The sequence below is a fragment of the Corynebacterium tuberculostearicum genome (assembly GCF_016894265.1).
GTDB classification, from domain to species: Bacteria; Actinomycetota; Actinomycetes; order Mycobacteriales; family Mycobacteriaceae; genus Corynebacterium; species Corynebacterium tuberculostearicum_D.
Genome location: NZ_CP069791.1, coordinates 499797 through 520662, shown reverse-complemented (window position 1 = coordinate 520662; position 20866 = coordinate 499797). Strand labels below are relative to the sequence as shown.

Below are 20866 nucleotides of genomic sequence, written 5' to 3'. Positions count from 1 at the left end.
ATGGCACGACGAGACGTAACTATTACGCGAATCTCGCCTACCTCGGCCTTCCGTGTTGGTCTGGCTTTGTCACTCGTCGGACTCATCGCCTGGATGCTGGCCGTATGCCTGCTCTACATCGGCTTGAACCAGGTGGGCATTTGGGAATCGCTCAATAGCCTCGTCGGCGGCGTGGGCGGCGGATTTGAGGTAACCTTCGGTGTCATCATTTCCGCCTCCGCACTCATCGGCGTTATTTTCGCCGTTCTCTTTACGTTGCTGGCACCACTGATGGCGGTCATCTATAACGCCATTGTGGATGTCTTTGGCGGCCTACGGGTCGACCTAGACAACCGCTAGCGCCTCTCTTGCGTTTGAAGATGCCGGTACCTTCGGGTGCCGGCATTTTTCTTTCTTCCGTGCGAATCTTTCCCTGCTTTTGAGTTGCAAGAAATATCTGTTGAGCAGGCGATTTGTGTAAATCCGGGGATAGTATGTAGAGTTAATTCTCGTTCCGCACAAGGGCCTATAGCTCAGTCGGTTAGAGCGCATCGCTGATAACGATGAGGTCGCTGGTTCGATTCCAGCTAGGCCCACCACGGAACAATGGGGCATTAGCTCAATTGGTAGAGCATCTGCTTTGCAAGCAGAAGGTCAGGAGTTCGATTCTCCTATGCTCCACAGCATGAAGTCCGGCTTCCTCTTCGGAGGGGCCGGACATTTTTTATTTCCGCGGTACCCAGGAGCTCTGAGAAGTGGCACAATGGCGAGCGCTCCACTCGGATCACCATTTTCGTCCATATAAACCGGCAAAACCGTCGACGAAAACCGAGGTTTGGATGGACGAAATCGTTGAAGACAACACTAAGCCAGTCTCGAAGAGGGAGCCGATGATGGACGGAAGTCGATGATGGACGGAAGTGGTATCTACGCAGTTGCTCGCCAACGCGCCGGAGAGATGCTCGGTTCACAGGCGCAGCGTCCTTTCGGGCCCGATTGGGAAGTATTCAAAGTGCGCGGCAAGGTTTTCTTGTTGTTGACCGCGGTGACGGGCCAAGAGCAAATGATTGTTAAGGCCGACCCAGAAGACGGACAGGCTCTACGGCAGCAATACCCGTTCATTACGCCGGGGTATCACATGAATAAGAAGCATTGGGTTTCTGTCTACCCACACGCAGAGCTGCACCAACAGCTGATAGAGGAGTTAGTCACGGATTCCTATCGTTTGGTGGTGGAGAAGTTGCCGAGAGGGCAGCGGCCGATCGATCCGTCCTCTGGGCACTAAGACCTTGGAGTTTAGGACAGTGGCGAGTCACTTTAGAATTAAAGCCAAATTGATACAATAAATCCCATGACCGAGCGCGATGACTACTGGCTAAATGATGAAGAACTGGCATCATTTATGTCGCTAATGAGCGTAAATATTCGCTTAACCAATATTTTGGATGCTCAGCTGCGTGATGATGCAGGTCTGAGCTTTTTTGAGTACACAGTGCTCTCGCGGCTTTCTGAAGCGGAGAATCGCGAAATGCGTATGCGTGAGCTAGCGATTACTGCCAATGGTTCTTTGTCGCGTTTGAGCCAGGTTGTGACGCGCCTAGAAAAGCAGGGGTGGGTTGTGCGCCAGCCGTGCCCGACTGATGGACGCACCACCATGGCGCAGTTGACGGATAGCGGCTGGGACAAGGTGGTAGATACGGCACCTGGGCACGCTAAGCAGGCGCGGAAATCCGTAGTGGACAAGCTAACCCGCACGCAGATTCGCCAGATGCTGCAGATTAACCAGCGGATCATTAAGGCCATCGAGAACGATGAGCGCTACGGCGGGCGCTATTAGCTAGCGGAACTAGCAGGGCTAATTCTTGGGATAGCCGCGGCGGCCCGAGACGGTTTTATCGAAGGGGATCCAAAACCGTAGGGCTGCTTCTTGGTTTTTCGAGATTCCAATGCGTGGGCCGCGTACCCATTCTGGTTCGGAAGACCGCTCGGCAAGTTGTATCGGTTGGTGGTTGTCTTCCAGCGTGAAACCGAGGGCTTTGCCGAGGTTCCCTGGTCCGCGGGCGAGATTATGGAAATCGCTGGTGCCGCGGCGGGCGAAAGCGATATCAGCGCCATCGATGATTTCACCGCCGCGCAGCAGGCAGCCCTGGCCAGTGCCTTCAGGGGCGCAGACGATATTGACGTTGCGATGGATGCCGTAAGAAATATAAACGTAGAACCTACCCGGCGGGCCGAACATGGCCGCATTGCGGGGGGTTTTGCCGTTAAATGTGTGTGCCGCGGAATCCTCGGCACCGAGATAGGCCTCTACCTCAGTAAGTCGGATGCTAACCCCGGCATGGGTGAGGGTGCAGCCGAGGAGTTGGGGAGCGACGGCGTCGGCAGTCAGGGAAAAATCAATCATTAACCACGAGCATAGTAGCGCTTACCTGGCACAGGGGTGCGCAGAAGGCGATCCAAGCTCACAGGTTCGAGGCCCTTGGCGCGTAGGCCATCGATAACGCAATCGGCGGCATCCACGGTGGTGGGGTGGATATCGTGCATCAAGACGATGGAACCAGCGTGGGCGCCCTGCACGGCTGAGGAGCAGACGTGGTCAGAGTTGCGATCCTTCCAATCCACGGTGTCGACATCCCAGAGCGCTTGGGAGACGCCCTTATCGCGGGTTGCCTGATCCACGGTGGCATTGGTGGCGCCGTAGGGCGGGCGTACCCAGCGCGTACCCTGGCCGGTGGCCTTGCTAATGGCGGCATTTCCGGCATCGATTTCTTGGGATACCTGCTCATAGGACAGGGTATTGAGCTGGCGGTGGCTCTTAGTGTGGTTGCCGATGGTATGTCCCTCGGCCTTCATGCGCTTGAGCAGCTCGGGGTGCTGCTCAGCACTGGGGGCGATCACCATGAAGCTTGCGTGCGCGTTCTTGGCCTTGAGTTTATCCAGCAGGCGGTTGGTCTCGGCACCTGGGCCGTCGTCGTAGGTGATAGCTACGCAATTGGCACAGTCGACGCCACCACTGTTGCGAGGCTCTGTCTTCTTCGCTGGGGTAGGTGCCTTTTGCTTAGGAGCTTTCTGCGGGAAGGCCTTGGAGGTGATGTCCTCGACCTGTGCGCGGGCGTCATCGATGCGATGGTTGATTTCGTCTTGGAAATTCGAGCTGGAGGACGCAGGCAGCTGCGGGATTTGCGGCAACTGTGCGTTAGCGGCCGCTGGAACGGCAGCGGCGACGAGCACGGTGAGGGCGGAGGTGAGAATGCGACGCATGGTTTTCCTAAGGATGAGGGAAAGTGGACACGATGTGCCCATGACCCTAGCGCCTGCGTGTTACGGAAGTGATAGGACATGCCTAAAGTGGCGAAAGTGATTTGAGCGGTTCAGGTTGGGAGCGGTTTGTAGTTACTTCGGCTGCGGTAGTAAAGTAACTAGGCACTGGGGCATTAGCTCAATTGGTAGAGCATCTGCTTTGCAAGCAGAAGGTCAGGAGTTCGATTCTCCTATGCTCCACAGCATGTAGTCCGGCTTCCTCTTCGGAGGGGCCGGACTTTTTCTACGTGGTGGGGTTCAGGGGTCGAATTGGCTGCGATCGCAACTTTCGTCCATACAAACCGTGGTTTCCGTCGACGGTTGTGCCGATTTATATGGACGAAAATCGTGAACAGCGAAAGAAGCGGGCGGAATTGTGCAAGGTCGCGGGCGAGAAACTTTCAGTACAGTGAATGGGGAATCATTACTGTCCCGCGATACCACCAGGAGACCAACCATGACCGCCAACGCTCGCTACAGTGATCCCTTTACCTCCGCAGACAAAGAAGTTGCGGCGCCGGAGGGCGCGGAATTCGTGGTAGTGCGCAAGCGCGGCGAGTCCGCGGTGGATGGCGAGGTTGTGAGCTTTCACAGCACCCGCGAAGAGGCGCGCGAGGCGGTTATGGCAGGACTGACCGAGGAGTTTAAGACGGCCGTGGATAACGAGCCCATTTATGTTACTCACGCCCGCCTGCGTTCGCTTTAGAAGCGCTTGACCATCACAAAGTGATCCTCGTGGCTGCCCACGTGCTCGAAGCCGAGGTGCTCATAGAGACCCTTGGCGCGGGGATTATCGGGGTGGACGGCTAGAGAGATGCCGGGGGCGCGCAGGGTCTGGGCGAGGGAAGTGGCGGCGTCGATAAGCGCGGTGGCAATGCCTTGGCCCTTATAGCGGGTCTCGACCGCGATGGCGAGCTCCGGAATGGCGGGCTTAACAAAGCCAAAGCCGTGATTGTCCTCCGTGCCCCAATTGAGCCACACGCCGCCGGCTGGGACGAGCTCCTCCCATGCGATGAAGCCGCCCTGATTGGGCTCCCAATTTTCCACGTAGAAGGCAAAATCATCGGCAAAATCGGGGGAAAGCTCGCCGTGCTCGTCACCGAAAGTATCAGTAAGAAAGTTGAGGCGGGCGAGGTAGGTGCGGTCAGATTCCTGCGTTGCGCGAAGTTCCATAAGATCCACGATAGACGGCGGGCCGTAGCGTGGGGTGGGCACGCGAAAAATCCCTTCCGTACAAGCCGGTGACCTGCGAGGAAGGGATTGTGCTAACGCTTAGGCTAGGTGGTAATTGCGGACGTCGTGACCGTTGAATTCGCGCTCGATGCCGGCCTCATCCACGGAGTGGAAAGTGGTTCCGTTATCGATGGCGAAGCGCAGGTTATCCACGCGAGAGGAAGGGTCTTTGGACACCGCACCCGCCGGGAAGTAGTACGTTGAGCCGTCTTTGAGCTTGACGGTGAGGGACTCAAAGCTCATTGTTCATCTCCTTGTAGAAAGATCCCTAATGTGGGAATTCAATCAAGAGATTTTTGTTTAGGCAAAGCAATGAGATCTAGACAACGCTACGCATACCCCCACGGCGGGGTGGTAAGCGTATTTATTCCTCGGTTTACAGGCGGTGCTTGCCCTCGTTTTGGTGGTCATCGGTAACGCGGGTGGTATCGGCCGGCTGAGCTGCTTCTTCCTCGCGGTGCTTGGCCAGCTGCTCATCGATGGAACCGAGGAGCTCCTCATCGCGTACGGCACCTTCTTCAACGAGGTCAGACTGGGTGTCATTCTCGCTGGCGGAAGTGTAGACCAAGGTGGACTCCGGAGCGGTGTGGGATCCGGGCTGGAAGTCATCCACGCGCGGCGGGGTCTGGGAAGGCTTGTCGTTGGAGCGCAGCCAGTAATAGGCGGCACCGGCCGCAGCGGACAATAGGGCGATGATGCCGGCGAAGATCCAGCCCTTAGAGGACTTCTTATTCTTCTTCTGCTTTTTGGCTACCTTGGCGGATTTCTTCTTGAGGTTCTTCTGGGCCTTCTGGGAATCCTTTTTTGCCTGCTTGCGGGCTTTCTTTGCCTTCTTGGTTGCCTCTTCCTTGGCATCGTTCAGGCGCTCGGTAGCGTCCTCGCGGTAATCGTTGAATTCCCCTAGGGCGCGCTCGAGGCGGGAGTGTGCGGCGCGGGTGACGGCGCCTGCCTGGCGGCGGGGTTCAGCGAAGTTGCTGTTATCGCGCTCGTCCATCTTCTGCGCAGCTTCTTCTAGGGCGGTATAGGCTTCGCGCGACTTTTCCTCGCGGTAGTTATTGAACTGGCTCCACAGGTTCGATGCAGTCTTAAAGGCCACGTTCAGTGTGGTGGGGTTCATGGGGTGGAATACTCCTTAACTCTGATTTATCAATTCGCTTTCACCCAGCATAGTGACGTGTTGGGTGGTGTACCACCGTGAGCGCGGTAGCGTACTGGGGGAACGGGGTAGAAATAGACCGCTTGGTTCAGAACCTGTGATTATTATTCAGCCGATTTTTCGCCAACCTCGCAGTTTGCGGGCTTGCAATGGTATCACCATTGAACAATCGCTATCGCACAAACTGAACAGCTTGGTACGTTTTTTCCCAACGCACCAACGACGACCAGCAAAGGAGGTGACCATGAGTCCGCGACTTTCGGCTTCCGCGCCCTTGGATTATGAAAGCGAAGAGGAAGCAGATGCGCCCGAGCGCCTTGCCCTTTCCTTCGAGGTAATCCCACCGCGCCACGACGCCGATGCCGCCAAGATCGACCGCCTGCTAGAAGTCTTAGAAAGCTACCATCCCGATTACATCGCGGTGACTAGCTCCCAACGCTCCGGCTGGCTAGAGGGGACCGCGGCCTTTATTGAGAAGATCTCGCAGAACACCTCCATGCGTCCGCTGGCGCACTTAGCCTGCACGGCCGGCTCGCGCGAAGAGCTCATCGAGTGGATCAATCGCTTGGTAGACGCCGGTGTTCGTGGCCTACTGGCCTTGCGCGGCGATCTCCCAGAAGGGGGCATGCCAGAACACTACCTGCAGCATGCTGATGAGCTGATTCGACTCATCCGCGAGCTAGAAAGCCACCAAGCGGCACGCTTTGCCGCCGGCCGGCTAGCGGTGAGCGTGGCCTGTTACCCCAGCGGCCACGCAGAATCCAAGAATGAAGACGAGGACTTCGACGTGCTGCTCAATAAGCAGCGTCTCGGCGCGGACTTCGCCATCACCCAGCTCTTCTTTGACGCCGAGGATTTCCTCCGCTTCGCCCAAAGGGCGAAATTGGCCGGGGTAAAAATCCCCCTCATTCCCGGGATTATGCCCATGACCAGCCTGCGCCGGTTGGAACGAATGGGGCAGCTGTCCGGGCTGACCGTACCCGAAAGGGTGCGCACTCAGCTCGCGGCAGCGACAACCCCAGAAGAGGAATACGAAATCGGCATGGAGCTTACTGCCCAATTGGCCCGCACCATTGTGGCCGGCGGCGCGGAAGGCCTCCATATCTATACCCACAACAATCCGGACATTACACAAGACCTGTTATCTCGAATCGGAGTAGACAATGACTAACACTAACTTCCCCAAGGCGACGATTGAGGGCTACCCCCGCGTCGGCGCTAACCGTGAGCTAAAGCGCGCGCTGGAATCCTACTGGGCCGGCCGCATCGATGCGGAAACCTTCGAGTCCGCCGCACATTCCCTCCGCCTGGATACTTATAACCGCCTGCGCGATCTGGGACTTACTGAGGACTACGCCATTCCTGCCGACGTCGCCTACTACGACCAGGTGCTCGAGAGCGCACTGACCGTTGGCGCCGTGGCCGGCGAGACCCTGGATGATGAGTTCACCTTGGCGCGCGGCAATAAGGACACCGCGCCGCTGGAGATGACCAAGTGGTTTGATACCAATTACCACTACATCGTCCCGGAAATCGCCGATAACCAGGACTTCAAGGCGCACCCGCAGCGCGTTACCAAGCTGGTAGAAGAGGCCCGCGCGGCAGGCCACACCGTGCGCCCGTACCTCGTCGGCCCAGTCACCTTGCTGGCCCTGTCTAAGCAGGCAGAGGGTGCTACCAAGTCTCCGCTCGACCGCTTGGATGATGCCGTCAAGGCATACCAGGAGGTACTGGCCGAGCTGGATAAGTCCGGCGTGAAGTGGGTACAGCTGGCCGAGCCTGCCCTGGTAGCGGACCTGACCATCGCCAACGATGAGGAACTGGCCGCCCACACCAAGCGCGCCTACGAGGCTATTTTGGGCGCGGACAACCGCCCGCAGGTATACCTCACCACCCCGTACGGTTCTGCCCGCAAGGGCCTCGACGTTCTGGCGGAGCTCAAGCCAGAGGCCGTCCAGGTGGACCTTTCCGTAGGAACCTTGGCACTCGATGAGGGCTACCTCGATCGCGTGAAGAACCTGAAGTCCCACCTGGTTGCCGGCCTTATCGACGGCCGCAATGTCTGGGCCGCCAACCTACGCGACCTGCGCTCCAAGTACGACGACCTAGAGGGCAGCCTCGATTCCCTTTCCGTGTCTACCTCCGTATCCCTGCAGCACGTGCCACACACCGTGGAGGCGGAAACCAAGCTGCCGGCCGACGTCGCCACCTGGTTCTCCTTCGCCAACGAGAAGGTCAAGGAAGTCGTCGCCCTCTCCCAGGGCCCGCTGGAGGCACCGGAGGCTTATAGCATCAGCGACCGCGCAGTGCGCACCCGTGCCGAATCCGAGCGCATCCACAACGCGGCGGTGAAGGCGCGCATCGAAAAGCTGCCGGCCGGCGAGGTCAAGCGCGAGCCTGCCTTTGCTGAGCGCAACGAGGCGCAGAAGGAACTTGGCCTGCCGCAGCTGCCAACCACCACTATCGGCTCCTTCCCCCAGACCAAGGAGATCCGCCAGGCGCGTGCGGCGCACCGCAAGGGCGAGCTTTCCGACGCCGACTACAACGCCGCCCTCAAGGACGAGGTCAAGTCCGTCATTGAGCTGCAGGAGCGCCTCGGCCTCGATATCCTCGTTCACGGCGAGCCGGAGCGCAATGACATGGTCCAGTACTTTGCCGAGCTGCTCGATGGCTTCGTCACCACCGAAAACGGCTGGGTCCAGTCATATGGCTCCCGTTGCACTCGTCCGCCAATCGTGGTTGGTGACATCTCCCGCCCGGCTGCGATGACCACCGAGTGGTCCAAGTACGCCCAGTCGCTCTCGGAGCACCACGTCAAGGGCATGCTCACCGGTCCGGTGACCATCTTGGCCTGGTCCTTCGTCCGTGATGACGTACACCAGTCCGTCTCCGCGGACCAGCTCGGCGTCGCGCTGGCGGATGAGGTGCATGACCTGGAAGAGGCAGGCATCGACATCATCCAGATCGACGAGCCCGCCCTGCGCGAGCTCCTGCCGCTGCGCGAGGAAGACCGCAAGGCCTACCTGGACTGGGCCGTGCGTTCCTTCCGCCTGGTAGCCCTCGAGGCCAAGCCGACCACCCAGATCCACACCCACCTGTGCTACTCCGAGTTCGGCCAGATCATCGATGCCGTTGCCGGCCTGGATGCCGATGTCACCTCCATCGAGGCGGCGCGCTCCCGCATGGAGCTGCTGGAGGATATCGACGAGACCTTCCACTCCGAGATCGGCCCGGGCATCTACGATATTCACTCCCCGCGCGTGCCTTCCGTAGCGGAGATGGCAGAGCTCATCCGCGCCGCGCTCAAGCACGTGCCGGTCGAGCGCCTGTGGGTCAACCCGGACTGCGGCCTGAAGACCCGCGGCTACGAGGAGACCGAGGCCTCCCTGCGCAATATGGTGCTGGCTCGCGATGAGGTGCGCGAGTCCCTCTAAATCCTCCCTAATCGCACCGCAATCCCGGCCGGGTAAAGAACAAAAGTTCTTATTTGGCCGGGATTTCGCGCTGTGCCTTGCGGCGCTTATTGATCCAGCCGATGATCATCGGCAGCACGGAAATTGCCACCACGATCAGCATGATGATGTCGATGGAGTGGGCAATGCCCGGGATACCGCCCAGCAGTACGCCGACGAGCAGCATGGAACCTACCCAGCCTATGCCGCCAAGGATATTCCAGCGCAGGAACGAGGAGTAGCCCATTTCTGCGGTACCCGCGGCGAAGGGGACGAAGGTGCGCACAATCGGCACGAAGCGTCCCAATACCAAGGCCACCGGGCCGTGACGCTGGAAGAAGTCTTCCGCGCTATCGAGGTGTTCGGTGCGCAGAACGCGGGCGTCATCCTTGAAAAGCTTGCGGCCAAAGCGGCGGCCTAAGTAGAAGCCCACCTGGTCGCCGGCAAAGGCGGCCACCGCGGCCACGACAAAGAGCAGCCAGGCATTGATGTCGAGTTCGTGGCGCAGGATGGCCGCGGTAACGAGCAGTGAATCACCCGGCAGGAATGGGAAGAGCACGCCGGACTCGATGAAGATGACGACGGCGACGCCGAGCAGGATATAAGGTCCAAAGCTTTGGAGCAGCGAGCCTGCGTCCATGAGGTTGTGGAGGGAGGACAAGAAATCCATGAGTGGATCCTTTCATTGTGGTTCTTTTAGTATCCTCCGCAAACTGCAAAGTAGCTGCGAATCCGCTGGGTGTCTGAATGGAACCGGTATGTTTCTTTTCTCGTTCTAACCTTTGGGTTAAAAACATCACTAGCGAGAAAGATCCGCAAACTGGGTGCGCAAGTCTCGGTACCAGCGTAGTCAGCTGGCTATCTGGGAAAGAACCTCTTTCAACGCGCTAAGCAAGCGCAGATCCCCATTCCCCGCACGGTCGAGGTGGAGCGCGTGCAGCCCCGCCGTGCGCGCGCCCTGCACATCGTTGGCTAGGGAATCGCCCACCATGAGCGTGTCTGCGGGGGCCGCACCCAGCTGATCGCAGGCGGCGAGGTAGGCCGCGCGCTGCGGTTTGGGGCAGCCGAGGTCGACGGTGGGGATGAGGAGGACGTCGGCAAGCGCAAGGCCCGTGGCTTCCAGCTTGGCCTGCTGCATCTCGCGCTCGCCATTGGTGAGCACGCCCACCTGGAAGCCGGACTCGAGGGCCCAGGTGAGGGTGGGCAGGGCGTCGGCAAAAGCGCGCCACTGCTCCCGGTAGGCGGAAAGATAGCCGTCATAAGCGGTCAGCGCCTCGGCATCGCTCATCTCCCGGCCGAGGAATTCGCGGCAGCGGGCCGCCCGCTGGCCTTGGTGGGTGACCTCGCCGCGCTCGTAGGCGTTGAACCAGGTGCGCTCGATGGCCGCAAAGCGCGCATGCTGGCCCTCGGGCAGTCCTAGCTCGCGGCACCATTGATCCACCGCGTCCCGGGCCGCGCCGGTGTGGTCGAGCAGGGTGTCATCCAGATCAAAAAGTAGCGCGCGAATCATGCCTTCAGGCTAGCGCGATCGCTGACAGCGTTATGTCATGCGCGGCAGGCGCGCGTTAAATTCTTTACAATGGCTGGCATGACTCAGAAGACCGCAACTGCAACGATGCATACCAACTACGGTGACATTGTTATCGATCTCTTCGGTAACCACGCACCGGTAACCGTTGAAAACTTCATCGGCCTGGCCAAGGGCGAGAAGGACTACTCCACCCAGAACGCAAAGGGTGAGCAGTCCGGCCCGTTCTATGACGGCGCAATCTTCCACCGCATCATCGATAACTTCATGATCCAGGGCGGCGACCCTACCGGCACCGGCCGCGGTGGCCCGGGCTACCAGTTCCAGGACGAGTTCCACCCGGAGCTGCAGTTCGACCGCCCATTCCTGCTGGCCATGGCCAATGCCGGCCCAGGCACCAACGGCTCCCAGTTCTTCATCACCGTGGCGCCGACCCCGCACCTGAACAACCACCACACCATCTTTGGTGAGGTTACCGATGCTGCCTCCCAGGAGGTTGTGTCCAAGATCGCCAAGGTTGATACCGACCGCATGGACCGTCCGCACGAGGACGTTGTTATCGAGTCCATCGATATCGCGTAATCACCTTTTCCCTCGGGCCCGTCACCGCATTATCCATGCGGCGGCGGGCTCGTTGCAGTTTTACCCCGAGCCACCCACCACTAGACCCGCCCCAAGGACTGACAACTTCATGACCATGGTGAGAAACTATGTCCGCACTACCCCGGCGACCGCGCTCATCGCCGCCGTCTGCATCATTGCCTGGCTTATTACCGCGGTGCAGGCCCGGACGCTGGGCGCTACCTTCTATGAATCCGACCTCGCGGTGGATTGGGGCCTGTGGGGCCCGCAATATCCGATTGCGCCGCAGACGGCGCTGTCCTCCGCGTTTATGCACCTGGATGCGGGCCATTTGGCGGTGAACATGATCATGCTCCTTCTCATAGGCAAGGAGGTGGAGCGGGCCCTTGGCACCGGGTTGTACCTCGCTGCCTATCTCATTTCTTGTCTTGGCGCGTCCGCCATGATCCTGACATTCGACTTTGAGACCCCCACCGTCGGCGCCTCGGGCGCGCTCTTCGCGCTCATGGCCATGCTGGTGGGTGCTTACCGCCAGCGCGGGCTCGATCTCCGCGCACCCATCGCCCTCGTTCTGGCGAACGTGGCCTATACCTTTCTAGCCGATGGCGTATCCCTGTGGGGACACCTTGGCGGGTTGTGCACAGGCATCGTGTTGAGCCTTTTCCTCTATCGAAAAAGCCCCACCCTCCGCTGGGGCGGCGTTGCTGCGGTGGCCGCGGTAGTCCTCGCACTATTAGCCCACCAAGCTGGGGTTTGGGGATAACTGTGGAATTTGATCACCGGAAAGCGTGTGCGAAAGAATTCCACAATGGTTATCCACATTGTGGATAACTACATTTTTGTAATTTACCGAACGCTTTTCCGGAGTTTTCCCTGATCACGCTGGTCTAGCCCGTGCGAAAGTGTGAAAATCAGCTTGTGGAAGCCCGTGAAAACAGTTATCCACAGGGTGTTAATAATTGTGTGAAATTCACATTTCACAGGTTTTCTCCACAGCCTGTGGATAACTTTCTACCCATTGTGTTAACAAGACTGATAAATTTGGGCATTGACCTGCATAAGGAGCATTGTGGATTATCAACCTCGCGCTGTGATCGTCGGCGCAGGCCCGAATGGCCTCACGGCCGCGGCCCGCTTGGCCATGGCCGGGTGGCGTGTGGATATCTACGAGCGCGCCGGCCGGCCCGGTGGTGCAGCGGCATCCTCCGCGGAGATTTTCCCGGGCACGATCGTGGATCTCGGCGCGGCTGGGCACCCCTTTGGCGTAGCGAGCCCGGCCTTTCGCGCCCTCGACTTGGAAGCCCACGGTGTGCGGTGGCGCAATGCTCCTTATCCCATGGCCCATCCGCTCGAAGGCGCGCCGGCTGGGGTCCTGCACGGTTCCTTGGCGGATACGGCGGCGGAGTTGGGGCCCGATGCCCAGGCGTGGAGGCGGCTGCACGGGCACATTGTCCGCCACATCGATGAGCATGTGGACAACGCGCTTACCCCGCTGGTGCGCTGGCCAGATCGCCCTGTGCGCTTGGCGCAGTTTGGCGCGGCCGGGGTGTTGCCCGCCAGCAGCTTGGCGCGCGCGGCCTTCCGCACGCCCCAGGCTCGCGCCCTCTTTGCAGGTAGCGCGGTACACGCGATCACCTCACCGACTACGCCTTTTACCTCGGCGTTCGGCCTGCTCTTTGGCGGGCTTGGCATGACCCGCGGCTGGCCTGTGGTGGAGGGTGGCACCGGCGCTCTTATCGACGCCCTCCTTAACCTCCTCCGCTCCCACCATGCCCGCCTCCACACCGGATGCGAGGTCACCGACCTGCGGGAGCTGCCTCCGGCCGATGCGATCATTGTGAACCTCACCCCGCGCCAGATTCTGCGGCTGGGTGGGCTGGAACTGCGGGACGGCACTCGGCGGAGCCTGGCACGCTGGCGCTATGGCAGCGCCGTATTCAAAGTGGACTTTCACCTCAGCGAACCCGTGCCATGGGCCGATCCGCGCGTGGGTCAGGCCGGCACCGTGCATGTGGGTGGCAGCTTGGAGGAAATATGTGGGGCTGAGGGGGACGTCGGCAAGCGGCGCATGCCTAAGCGCCCCTTGGTATTGGCATGCCAGCAATACGTGGCAGACCCATCTCGAGGGCAAACGCTGTGGACCTATGCGCATGTCCCGCGCGGCTATGTGGAGCGCTATCCGGGTGAGGTCACCGAGCTGATTGCTGCCCAGATTGAGCGCTTTGCCCCCGGATTTCGCGATACCATCCTGGCCACCCGTGCTACGAGCCCGGCCGATCTGGAGCGATGGAATCCTAATTTGGTGGGCGGCGATATCGCCGGCGGTTCCATGACCGGGCTGCAAACCCTCCTGCGACCACGCTTCTCGGCCCATCCGCACCGACTCGCCCCGGGAGTATTAATGGCCTCTAGCTCGGCCGCTCCTGGCGCTGGCGTGCACGGCATGCCGGGGTGGTGGGCCGCCGAAGAAGCGCTTAGCGCGTGGAACGACGCTGCCAAATAAAGAAGCCCGCGCCGATGAGCCACAAACTCGCGGCGGCGAAGTACCCAGGGATGGTCGTGGTGCGGGGCAGGTAGGAATTGCCTGGGACGAGTCCGGCAACCACGGGCTCGAGGAGGAAACCAAGTACGGCGAGGTAATCGAACCAGCAGAACCGTGCCGAGGCCGCGCCGGCCAGCCCCAGTACCGGTCCAGAGAGGAGCGCCAGGAAGAACCACTGGGCGTTGTACTCGAATGCCTCGCGCCAGTTATATACACCGAAAACCACGAGCAAGGCATAGTGCACCGCCAGCATCATAACGATGATTCCCGTACCGGCCAGGAGTGCCTTGAGCCACCGGCCCGGAAACTCCTTACCCATGAGGTAGCTAAAGATTCCCCACACCATGCCCGAGCCTAGGACGTTGCCTAGGTAGTTGCGCACGGAAAGGCGGAAGGGAGCGGCGCCGGTGAGTAGGGTGGCGTCGGCAAACGCGATGTGCACGGCCGCGTAGGCCACCGAAATGATGAGGCCAGCAGCAAGAATATGGCGAGACATGTGGCTCCTAGATATGAAAAACCCTCGCCGCCTACAAAAAGTAGGGAGCGAGGGAATAGGTTGTGGAGTTTAGCTTAGCGCCAACCCATGGTCATTAGCAGGCCGATGATGGCCAGTCCGAAGCCGATGCCGTAATTCCATGCGCCGAGATCCGCCATGAACGGGATGTCCTGGCCAGCGAGGTAATTGACCACCAGCCACAGCAGGCCGATGACCATCAGTCCCAGCATGATGGCGACGTACCACTTCGGGGTGCCCTCAGAATTGATCTTGACGGGCGTGCGGTTGGTAGCAGAGCTCGAGGTAGGGACGGAGGAGTTCTGGGAAATCTTTGACTTCGGCATAAGATACCTTTTCTAGATTTAAAGTCTTATCTAAGTTCGTACTGAGGCCTTAGGATACCAGCAGTTATGGCTGCGGCAGAAGTGCAGCGGGGTCGAAGCTCCACAGGCGGATATCAATATTTTGATCCTTGCGCATGGTATCGCCCGGGTTCACAGACGCCCAGCCAATCTTATTGGCATCCACCAAGGCACCGGTAGGAGCCGGCTCGCCCACGACGAACTGGCCGGTCCAGCCAGCCTCCCGCAGCGCGGCCTCGGCCTGGCCCTCATTCTTGCGTACCAGGTCAGGGGCCTTAAAGAGCATGCCATTGGATACCTCAACGGTAACCGGCTTGCCTTTTTCCAGCTCCGCGCCCTGGTTGGAGACGCTGAGCACCGTGCCCTTCGGCTCCAAGGAATCCACCTCGCGGACGTCTACATCAAAGTCATTCGACTCGAGGCGGCTCTGGGCATCATCGACGTCCATGCCGGCGACATCGGGAACGCGCTTCTTTTCGACGCCCTTAGATACCGTCACCCGCACCTTCGACCCCTTGGACAGCTGCGTGCCGCCGGCCGGGTCCTGCTTGATGATTTGGCCGGCTGGTGCTTCATCGTTTTCCTCCGAGACATCGGAGTTGAGCGCCAAGCCTGCCTCTTCGAGGGCCCGAGCAGCCTTATCCAAGGTCATGCCGGTGATATCCGGAACGTCCGTAATCTCCTTGCCGGAGGAAATAGTCAGCGTGACCGAGGCGTTCTTCTGCAGCTCGGAGCCTGGGGCCGGATTAATGCGGATGGCATTATTGCGTGGAATATCCGGGTTGGCCTCCTCATTGACGGTGACCTGCAAACCCATGTCTTCTAGTTCCTTAACCACCTCGTTGCGCGGGCGGTTTTCCACCTCTGGCACGGTGATTTTGTCCTCGCGGGCCGATTGGGTCTGGCGTGGCTTATCTTCAGAGTCTTTATCGTTGGAGAAGAAATCCCAGGCGAAGTAGCCCACGATGGCCACCAAGAGTGCGGCCAGGAAGGCTGCCAGCCACTTCATCCAGCCGCCACCCTGATTGTCATCGTCCTCGGTGGGGCGGGTGGACTGGATTGGCGCGCGGTGCGCGGCCGCAGCTGGTGCGGCGGCGCCGACCATTTCGGTAGGCTGCTCGTCTTCTTCCTCGTTGACGTGCATGCGCGCCGCCGCGGTGACCTGCCCATTGCGTAGGCGCTCCAAATCGCCGGCCATCTCCCAAGCGGACTGATAACGATCCGCCGGGTGCTTGGCCATAGCGGTAAGTACTACCGCATCGATATTGACGCGCTGGGTAGGAGTCAGTGAGGGCTCCGCGATGAGCTCCGACGGCGGCGTCGGCTCTTCCTGCACATGCTGATACGCAACCGCAAAGGGGGTTTCGCCCTCAAAAGGCGTATGGCCAGTAAGCGCCTCATAGAGAACGCAGCCCAGCGCATAGACATCCGAGCGGGCATCCGCGTTCTTACCGCGAGCCTGCTCCGGGGAAAGGTACTGGGCGGTGCCGATAACGGCGGAAGTTTGCGTCATCGCCGAGGTGGAATCATCCAAGGCACGGGCGATGCCGAAATCCATCACCTTCACCTGGCCGGTGTTGGTGAGCATAATATTTGCCGGCTTGATATCGCGGTGGATAATCCCGGCCTCGTGCGAGGCTTGCAGTGCATCCGCTACCGGTTTGAGGATATCCGCCGCTTCCTGGGCGGACAGGGCTCCGTCCTCGCGAATGATATCGCGCAGGGTGCGGCCGTTGACCCGCTCCATGACGATATATGGGATGGTCATACCATCCAGTTCGGTTTCGCCGGTGTCATAAACCGCCACGATATTGGGGTGATTCAGCTTGCCCGAGTTCTGGGCCTCGCGGTAAAAACGCTCGCGGAAGTTGACGTCGCGCGCCATTTCCGGGCGGAGCATCTTTACCGCTACTTGGCGGCCTAGGACGGTGTCTTCGGCAGCATAGACCTCAGACATGCCGCCGGCGCCGATGATCTCGCCTCTCCGATAGCGGTCATTGACCATCGCTTAGTCACCCTCCTGTGTAATTAGATCGGCTAAGTCTCCGGGGAGCTCATTAGCCTGCGAGTTTACTGGAGTATCCAGCTCAGGTGTAGTTTCAACGTGCGTATCCTGCGGATTCTGTTGCGTTGGTACGGCCGGGGGCTGTTCCTGGTGGGTAGGCGAGTGGCGCGTGGGTGTCTCGCGGTGAGTAGTGGTACGCGGGGCTTCTTCCTGATCGGATTCCTGCGGCTCGGTCTCTGTCACCGTCACCGGTGCCGGGGCCTCTTCCGTCTCTTCCTCCGGAGTGTTCTGCGGGGTGGTGGTGGGATCGCGGTACTCCGTAACCACCGAGGTCTCCGGGGTACTGGAGGGTTCGCTTTCTCCCTCGTTATCGCTCAAGTTGTGGTAGGCGGCGTAACCACCACCGGCCACGGCTGCGAGGAGCAGGGTGATACCCAGGCCCTTCAGGAAGGAGGATCCGCCCTTGGACTCCTTGTGCGGAGCGGTGCCCGCAGCCGGATGGATCGTGGTGGGCTGGGCAACGTTGCCCAACATCTCCGTTGATGCGGACGGCGAGGGCTCCGGTGCGCGTTGCGTTAGTGGTGCGGACTTAGGCTGCGGCGGGCGCTTGCCCAAGCGAACTGCGGAGATGGCCAGAGTGAACTCATTGCCATCGGCGTAACGGGTAGAGGGGTCCTTGCGCAATGCGATGCGAATGAGCTCGCGGGCTGGAGCGCTGATATTCGTCGAGAGCGGCTCTGGCTCCTGGTTGATGTGCGCCAAGGCGATGGACACGGAGGAATCTCCGGTAAAGGGACGCTTGCCAGCCAGCATTTCATAGCCGACGACGCCGAGCGAATAGACGTCGGAAGCCGGCGTGACGTCCTTGCCCTGTGCTTGCTCGGGCGATACATATTGCGCGGTACCCACCACCATGCCGGTGCGGGTCAGCGGCACGGCCGCGGCCGCCTTGGCAATGCCAAAGTCCGTGATCTTGACCTGGCCATTTTGCGTAATGAGGAGGTTGCCGGGCTTAATATCGCGGTGGACCAGCTCCATGCGGTGAATGATGGATAGGCCATGTGCTGCCTGCTCGAGGACGTCGAGAGCGAGCTCTTCTTGCAGCGTATTTTCGCGCGCCAAAAGGTCTGCGAGGGATTCGCCGCGCACATACTCCAAGGCCATGAAGCAGAACTTGCGGCCGTTATCCTCTAGCTCGCGGTAGTCATAGGTGGCCACCACGTTCTCGGATTGAATGGATTTGGCCGATTTCGCCTCGTTGCGGAAGCGGGAGAGGAATTCGTGATTATCGGAAAACTCCGGGCGCAGGACTTTGATCGCCACCTCGCGATCGTTGCGGGTGTCATCGGCCAGCCACACGGTGGACATTCCGCCGTGGCCGATGATCCACTGGAGCTCGTAGTCGCTGCCAATAAGTTCTTGGAGATGTTCTTTATTCTCAGCGCTATTCATTACTGCTCCCCCTGGTATGCGCGCAGGATGGCGCGGCCAATCGGGCCGGAAACCTTGCCGCCCGTAGCGGACTCACCCAAGTTACCACCATTTTTCACCACGACGCCCACGGCGATATCGCGTTCCGGATCGAAGGCAACGTACCACACGTGCGGGGCCAGCCCCTCGCCGTGCTCGGCGGTGCCGGTCTTCGAGGCAAAGCCGTTACCGTCATAGCCCCAGGACGAACGCTCAGAGGCATACATCAAATCAGTAAGCGTAGCCGCGGTCTCCTCATTAACCGCCTGGTCTGCCTTCTTGGGTTTGGTGGTGCGGACATCTTTCATCTGGGCGTCGGTAATGCGATTGACCAGGTAAGGCTGCATGCGGGTACCCTTATTGGCCACGGTGCCTGCCATGACTGCGGCCTGTAGCGCGGTCATGGTGACATCGCGCTGGCCGATGGCAGACTGCGCCGTGGCCGCACCGTCCGGCAAATCGCCCAAGGTGCCGCCGGAGGTGGACACGCCAAGGTCGTAGTTCTCACCCACGCCAAAGGCCTTGGCGTACTTGCGCAGCTCATCCGCGCCGATCTGCTCCGACATTTCCACAAACGCGGTATTGCAGGACAGCGCAAACGCGGTCTGGAGCGTTACCGAATCCTGGCCATTGCACTTTTGATTGGCGTAGTTGGTCAGCTCCGTAACCGTATCCGGCAAAGTAATGACGTTGGAACCGGTCAGCGTGGAAGAGGGATCAAAACCATTGTTTAGGCCTGCCGCAGTGGTGATGATCTTGAAGATGGAGCCAGGGGGCAGCGTTTCTGCACCGGCGTGGTTGACCAGCGGCTGGCCCTCCTGCTCTTGCAGGTTGGCCCAATTATCCTCGGCAGAATCGCCCATCAGATCATTGGGGTTATAGCCAGGGTTGGAGGCCATGGCCAGGACCTTGCCGGTGGAAGGTTGAATGGCAACCGCAGAGCCCTCGTAGCCAGGACCCACCAGCTGATCATAGGCAGCCTGCTGGAGCGCAGGATCGATGGTGACCTCCACATTTGCGCCCTGCTTCGGCTTATCGGCCAGAGTATCCAGCCAGTTTTGCTTCATTAAAGAATCATCAGAGCCATTGAGGATGTCATTTTGGGAGGACTCCAGTTCCGAGGCACCAAATTGGCTAGACAAGTAGCCGGTCAAGTTGCCAAAGGCCGGTGAATCAATGGGGTAGGAGCGCGAGTAGGTTTCATCCGGGTTCTGCGTCGACTGTGCCAACACGGTATTGCCCGCAAAGATCTGGCCGCGCGGAGTGGTCTGCATTTCCATGAAGCCGCGCATATTCCGTGGATTATGGGCGTACTTATCTTCAGAAAATGCCTGGATCACCGTCAAATTGACCAGCAAAATAGCGGTCAAAATGACGGCAAATAAGGACACTAGACGGATGGATCTATTCATCGGTGAGCCTCCTGGACCGACGGGAACATGGAGGTATCGCTCGGCGCATTGCTCGAGGTCTCCTGCATGGGGCGGCGAGCCGCGTTAGAGATCCGCAGCAAGATCGCCAACAATACATAGTTAGCCATGAGAGAGGAACCACCGGCAGACATGAATGGCGTGGTCAAACCGGTCATCGGCAGCAGGGCAGAAATACCGCCGGTGACCACAAAGACCTGCACGGCCAAGGTAAGAGAAAGACCGGAAGCCACCAGCTTGCCGTAGGTATCGCGGGTGCGCAGCGCAGTGCCAAAGCCGCGGGTGGCCAGCATACCGAAAAGCACCAGTACGGCGGCTAGGCCAATGAGGCCGAATTCTTCACCTATTGCGGCAAGGATGTAATCCGAGTGGGCCACCGGAACGAGTTCTGGATGCCCCTCGCCCAAGCCGCTGCCAGAGATGCCGCCGGAAGACAAGCCGAATAGCGACTGGGAAAGCTGGAAACCCGTGACGTCATAATTGCCGAGCGGGTCTAAGAAGTTAGAAAAGCGTTGCTGGATTTTTGCGGAGATCTGATAAATACCAAAACCGCCCACACCGACGAGGACAACGCCGATAAGCAGCCAGCTCACCCGGCCGGTGGCCATAAACAGCATGCCAAGGACGGTGCTAAATAACAGCAGCGCTGGGCCGAAGTCATTGGAGATACCCATGATGACGATCGCGACGGCCCAAATGATCAGGATGGGTGCGAGGTCGCGCAAGCGCGGCAGGGAGATACCCAGTACTCGGTATCCCGCCACGGTAAATAGGGAGCGCTTCTGCGTCAGCAGCATGGCAAAGAACAAGATCAGCAAGATCTTGGAGAACTCGCCGGGCTGGATTGAAAACGGACCCAAGTTTATCCAGATGCGTGCCTCCACGTCCGCAGGCTGCGGCCATACCAGCGGCAGGGCCAGCAGGACAAGGCCTGCGGCGCCCAAGATATAGGAGTAGCGCGTCAGTGACCTGTGGTCCTTTAATATGGCTAAGACCAGCACGAAGAGTACGAGTCCGACGATGGTCCACATGACTTGACGCACCGCGAGCCCGCTTTCATTGACCAGATCCAGGCGGGCCAACATGATAAGCCCGATGCCGTTGAGAATCGCCACAATGGGCAGCATGATCTGATCGGCATAAGGCGCTAAGAAACACATCACCAAATGGGCGACGGTGAAGACGCCAATGAATCCGCCAATAAGGTAAACCAGATCCATGGTCAGCGCGTTGTCTTGGGATAGCTCCAGGCTGACCAAAGTGATAGCAAAGACGATGGCGGCTAGGATGAGCAGGCCGAGTTCGGTTCCTCGGCTAAAAAACTTTTTCAC

General features: G+C 59.6%; 22 protein-coding genes and 3 tRNA genes. 12 read left to right on the top strand and 13 right to left on the bottom strand.

What is annotated here, in order from left to right:
* The 5 genes from I6J28_RS02700 (at position 1) to I6J28_RS02680 (ending at position 1816) form a co-directional block, all read left to right on the top strand.
* Positions 1-339: a DUF3566 domain-containing protein gene (locus tag I6J28_RS02700; protein WP_204610632.1), complete on the top strand. Its 339-nt coding sequence runs from the start codon at positions 1-3 to the stop codon at positions 337-339.
* A gap of 162 nt (positions 340-501) precedes the next feature.
* Positions 502-578 (top strand) — tRNA-Ile (locus I6J28_RS02695).
* A 9-nt stretch (positions 579-587) separates the two neighbouring features.
* A tRNA-Ala gene (locus tag I6J28_RS02690) sits at positions 588-660 on the top strand.
* A 226-nt stretch (positions 661-886) separates the two neighbouring features.
* The gene (locus I6J28_RS02685; protein ID WP_204610630.1) at positions 887-1264 is read left to right on the top strand and encodes an MmcQ/YjbR family DNA-binding protein; all 378 of its coding nucleotides are present in this window, start codon (positions 887-889) and stop codon (positions 1262-1264) included.
* 66 nt (positions 1265-1330) lie between these two features.
* Positions 1331-1816: a MarR family winged helix-turn-helix transcriptional regulator gene (locus tag I6J28_RS02680; protein WP_204610628.1), complete on the top strand. Its 486-nt coding sequence runs from the start codon at positions 1331-1333 to the stop codon at positions 1814-1816.
* Between the two features lie 18 nt (positions 1817-1834).
* Here the strand turns inward: I6J28_RS02680 and I6J28_RS02675 are convergent, their stop codons facing one another.
* Together I6J28_RS02675 and I6J28_RS02670 are read right to left on the bottom strand one after the other, a co-directional pair.
* Positions 1835-2383 (bottom strand): DNA-3-methyladenine glycosylase, encoded by a 549-nt coding sequence (locus tag I6J28_RS02675; RefSeq protein WP_204610626.1) that lies wholly within the window; start codon positions 2381-2383, stop codon positions 1835-1837.
* Complete coding sequence (locus tag I6J28_RS02670) at positions 2383-3240, bottom strand: polysaccharide deacetylase family protein (RefSeq protein WP_204610624.1); 858 nt, start codon at positions 3238-3240, stop codon at positions 2383-2385. Before I6J28_RS02670 ends, I6J28_RS02675 begins: the two co-directional genes overlap by 1 nt.
* A 167-nt stretch (positions 3241-3407) precedes the next feature.
* Between I6J28_RS02670 and I6J28_RS02665 the strand changes: the two genes are divergently transcribed.
* Both I6J28_RS02665 and I6J28_RS02660 read left to right on the top strand, forming a co-directional pair.
* Positions 3408-3480: transfer RNA gene (locus I6J28_RS02665), tRNA-Ala, on the top strand.
* Positions 3481-3736: 256 nt separating this feature from the next.
* Positions 3737-3985, top strand: a complete 249-nt coding sequence (locus tag I6J28_RS02660) for a hypothetical protein (RefSeq protein WP_049378424.1) — start codon at positions 3737-3739, stop codon at positions 3983-3985.
* Here I6J28_RS02660 and I6J28_RS02655 read toward each other — a convergent pair.
* From I6J28_RS02655 to I6J28_RS02645, 3 genes are all read right to left on the bottom strand, one after another.
* Positions 3982-4452 (bottom strand): GNAT family N-acetyltransferase, encoded by a 471-nt coding sequence (locus tag I6J28_RS02655; protein ID WP_204611393.1) that lies wholly within the window; start codon positions 4450-4452, stop codon positions 3982-3984. The two genes, I6J28_RS02660 and I6J28_RS02655, sit on opposite strands and share 4 nt — an antisense overlap.
* 99 nt (positions 4453-4551) lie before the next feature.
* The gene (locus I6J28_RS02650) at positions 4552-4755 is read right to left on the bottom strand and encodes a hypothetical protein (protein ID WP_005326240.1); all 204 of its coding nucleotides are present in this window, start codon (positions 4753-4755) and stop codon (positions 4552-4554) included.
* A gap of 133 nt (positions 4756-4888) precedes the next feature.
* A complete protein-coding gene (locus tag I6J28_RS02645; RefSeq protein ID WP_204610622.1) occupies positions 4889-5629 on the bottom strand; it encodes a hypothetical protein in 741 nt (246 codons plus the stop codon).
* 283 nt (positions 5630-5912) lie between these two features.
* Between I6J28_RS02645 and I6J28_RS02640 the strand changes: the two genes are divergently transcribed.
* A complete protein-coding gene (locus I6J28_RS02640) occupies positions 5913-6839 on the top strand; it encodes a methylenetetrahydrofolate reductase (protein WP_204610620.1) in 927 nt (308 codons plus the stop codon).
* Positions 6832-9102, top strand: a complete 2271-nt coding sequence (metE, locus tag I6J28_RS02635) for a 5-methyltetrahydropteroyltriglutamate--homocysteine S-methyltransferase (RefSeq protein WP_204610618.1) — start codon at positions 6832-6834, stop codon at positions 9100-9102. Before I6J28_RS02640 ends, metE begins: the two co-directional genes overlap by 8 nt.
* Before the next feature lie 49 nt (positions 9103-9151).
* On the opposite strand, the gene I6J28_RS02630 is transcribed toward metE, so the two are convergent.
* Both I6J28_RS02630 and I6J28_RS02625 read right to left on the bottom strand, forming a co-directional pair.
* Positions 9152-9790 carry a DedA family protein gene (locus tag I6J28_RS02630; protein WP_150850937.1) on the bottom strand — a complete coding sequence of 213 codons (639 nt, stop codon included), beginning with the start codon at positions 9788-9790 and terminating at the stop codon, positions 9152-9154.
* Between the two features lie 180 nt (positions 9791-9970).
* Positions 9971-10630 (bottom strand): HAD family hydrolase, encoded by a 660-nt coding sequence (locus I6J28_RS02625; protein ID WP_204610616.1) that lies wholly within the window; start codon positions 10628-10630, stop codon positions 9971-9973.
* 69 nt (positions 10631-10699) lie between these two features.
* Here I6J28_RS02625 and I6J28_RS02620 point away from each other — a divergent pair, with 69 nt between their 5' ends.
* The 3 genes from I6J28_RS02620 (at position 10700) to I6J28_RS02610 (ending at position 13733) form a co-directional block, all read left to right on the top strand.
* Positions 10700-11230, top strand: coding sequence for a peptidylprolyl isomerase (locus I6J28_RS02620; RefSeq protein ID WP_005326254.1), 531 nt, complete (start codon positions 10700-10702; stop codon positions 11228-11230).
* Between the two features lie 109 nt (positions 11231-11339).
* Positions 11340-11993, top strand: coding sequence for a rhomboid family intramembrane serine protease (locus I6J28_RS02615; protein ID WP_204610614.1), 654 nt, complete (start codon positions 11340-11342; stop codon positions 11991-11993).
* 306 nt (positions 11994-12299) lie between these two features.
* Positions 12300-13733 carry a phytoene desaturase family protein gene (locus tag I6J28_RS02610; RefSeq protein WP_204610612.1) on the top strand — a complete coding sequence of 478 codons (1434 nt, stop codon included), beginning with the start codon at positions 12300-12302 and terminating at the stop codon, positions 13731-13733.
* Here I6J28_RS02610 and I6J28_RS02605 read toward each other — a convergent pair.
* From I6J28_RS02605 to I6J28_RS02580, 6 genes are all read right to left on the bottom strand, one after another.
* Positions 13705-14268: a hypothetical protein gene (locus I6J28_RS02605; protein WP_204610610.1), complete on the bottom strand. Its 564-nt coding sequence runs from the start codon at positions 14266-14268 to the stop codon at positions 13705-13707. The genes I6J28_RS02610 and I6J28_RS02605 overlap by 29 nt on opposite strands.
* 74 nt (positions 14269-14342) lie before the next feature.
* Positions 14343-14612 carry a cell division protein CrgA gene (gene crgA, locus I6J28_RS02600; RefSeq protein WP_204610608.1) on the bottom strand — a complete coding sequence of 90 codons (270 nt, stop codon included), beginning with the start codon at positions 14610-14612 and terminating at the stop codon, positions 14343-14345.
* Positions 14613-14676: 64 nt separating this feature from the next.
* Complete coding sequence (gene pknB, locus I6J28_RS02595; RefSeq protein ID WP_204610605.1) at positions 14677-16635, bottom strand: Stk1 family PASTA domain-containing Ser/Thr kinase; 1959 nt, start codon at positions 16633-16635, stop codon at positions 14677-14679.
* Between the two features lie 3 nt (positions 16636-16638).
* Complete coding sequence (locus I6J28_RS02590) at positions 16639-18087, bottom strand: serine/threonine-protein kinase (RefSeq protein ID WP_204610603.1); 1449 nt, start codon at positions 18085-18087, stop codon at positions 16639-16641.
* Complete coding sequence (locus I6J28_RS02585) at positions 18087-19517, bottom strand: penicillin-binding transpeptidase domain-containing protein (protein ID WP_204610601.1); 1431 nt, start codon at positions 19515-19517, stop codon at positions 18087-18089. The genes I6J28_RS02590 and I6J28_RS02585 overlap by 1 nt, the downstream gene beginning before the upstream one ends.
* Complete coding sequence (locus I6J28_RS02580; protein WP_204610600.1) at positions 19514-20866, bottom strand: FtsW/RodA/SpoVE family cell cycle protein; 1353 nt, start codon at positions 20864-20866, stop codon at positions 19514-19516. Before I6J28_RS02580 ends, I6J28_RS02585 begins: the two co-directional genes overlap by 4 nt.

Coding starts and splice junctions, on each gene's coding strand:
- I6J28_RS02700 (WP_204610632.1), top strand. CDS start 1: ATGGCACGACGAGACGTAACTATTACGCGAATCTCGCCTACCTCGGCC.
- I6J28_RS02685 (WP_204610630.1), top strand. CDS start 887: ATGATGGACGGAAGTGGTATCTACGCAGTTGCTCGCCAACGCGCCGGA.
- I6J28_RS02680 (WP_204610628.1), top strand. CDS start 1,331: ATGACCGAGCGCGATGACTACTGGCTAAATGATGAAGAACTGGCATCA.
- I6J28_RS02675 (WP_204610626.1), bottom strand. CDS start 2,383: ATGATTGATTTTTCCCTGACTGCCGACGCCGTCGCTCCCCAACTCCTC.
- I6J28_RS02670 (WP_204610624.1), bottom strand. CDS start 3,240: ATGCGTCGCATTCTCACCTCCGCCCTCACCGTGCTCGTCGCCGCTGCC.
- I6J28_RS02660 (WP_049378424.1), top strand. CDS start 3,737: ATGACCGCCAACGCTCGCTACAGTGATCCCTTTACCTCCGCAGACAAA.
- I6J28_RS02655 (WP_204611393.1), bottom strand. CDS start 4,452: ATGGAACTTCGCGCAACGCAGGAATCTGACCGCACCTACCTCGCCCGC.
- I6J28_RS02650 (WP_005326240.1), bottom strand. CDS start 4,755: ATGAGCTTTGAGTCCCTCACCGTCAAGCTCAAAGACGGCTCAACGTAC.
- I6J28_RS02645 (WP_204610622.1), bottom strand. CDS start 5,629: ATGAACCCCACCACACTGAACGTGGCCTTTAAGACTGCATCGAACCTG.
- I6J28_RS02640 (WP_204610620.1), top strand. CDS start 5,913: ATGAGTCCGCGACTTTCGGCTTCCGCGCCCTTGGATTATGAAAGCGAA.
- metE (WP_204610618.1), top strand. CDS start 6,832: ATGACTAACACTAACTTCCCCAAGGCGACGATTGAGGGCTACCCCCGC.
- I6J28_RS02630 (WP_150850937.1), bottom strand. CDS start 9,790: ATGGATTTCTTGTCCTCCCTCCACAACCTCATGGACGCAGGCTCGCTG.
- I6J28_RS02625 (WP_204610616.1), bottom strand. CDS start 10,630: ATGATTCGCGCGCTACTTTTTGATCTGGATGACACCCTGCTCGACCAC.
- I6J28_RS02620 (WP_005326254.1), top strand. CDS start 10,700: ATGGCTGGCATGACTCAGAAGACCGCAACTGCAACGATGCATACCAAC.
- I6J28_RS02615 (WP_204610614.1), top strand. CDS start 11,340: ATGACCATGGTGAGAAACTATGTCCGCACTACCCCGGCGACCGCGCTC.
- I6J28_RS02605 (WP_204610610.1), bottom strand. CDS start 14,268: ATGTCTCGCCATATTCTTGCTGCTGGCCTCATCATTTCGGTGGCCTAC.
- crgA (WP_204610608.1), bottom strand. CDS start 14,612: ATGCCGAAGTCAAAGATTTCCCAGAACTCCTCCGTCCCTACCTCGAGC.
- pknB (WP_204610605.1), bottom strand. CDS start 16,635: ATGGTCAATGACCGCTATCGGAGAGGCGAGATCATCGGCGCCGGCGGC.
- I6J28_RS02590 (WP_204610603.1), bottom strand. CDS start 18,087: ATGAATAGCGCTGAGAATAAAGAACATCTCCAAGAACTTATTGGCAGC.
- I6J28_RS02585 (WP_204610601.1), bottom strand. CDS start 19,517: ATGAATAGATCCATCCGTCTAGTGTCCTTATTTGCCGTCATTTTGACC.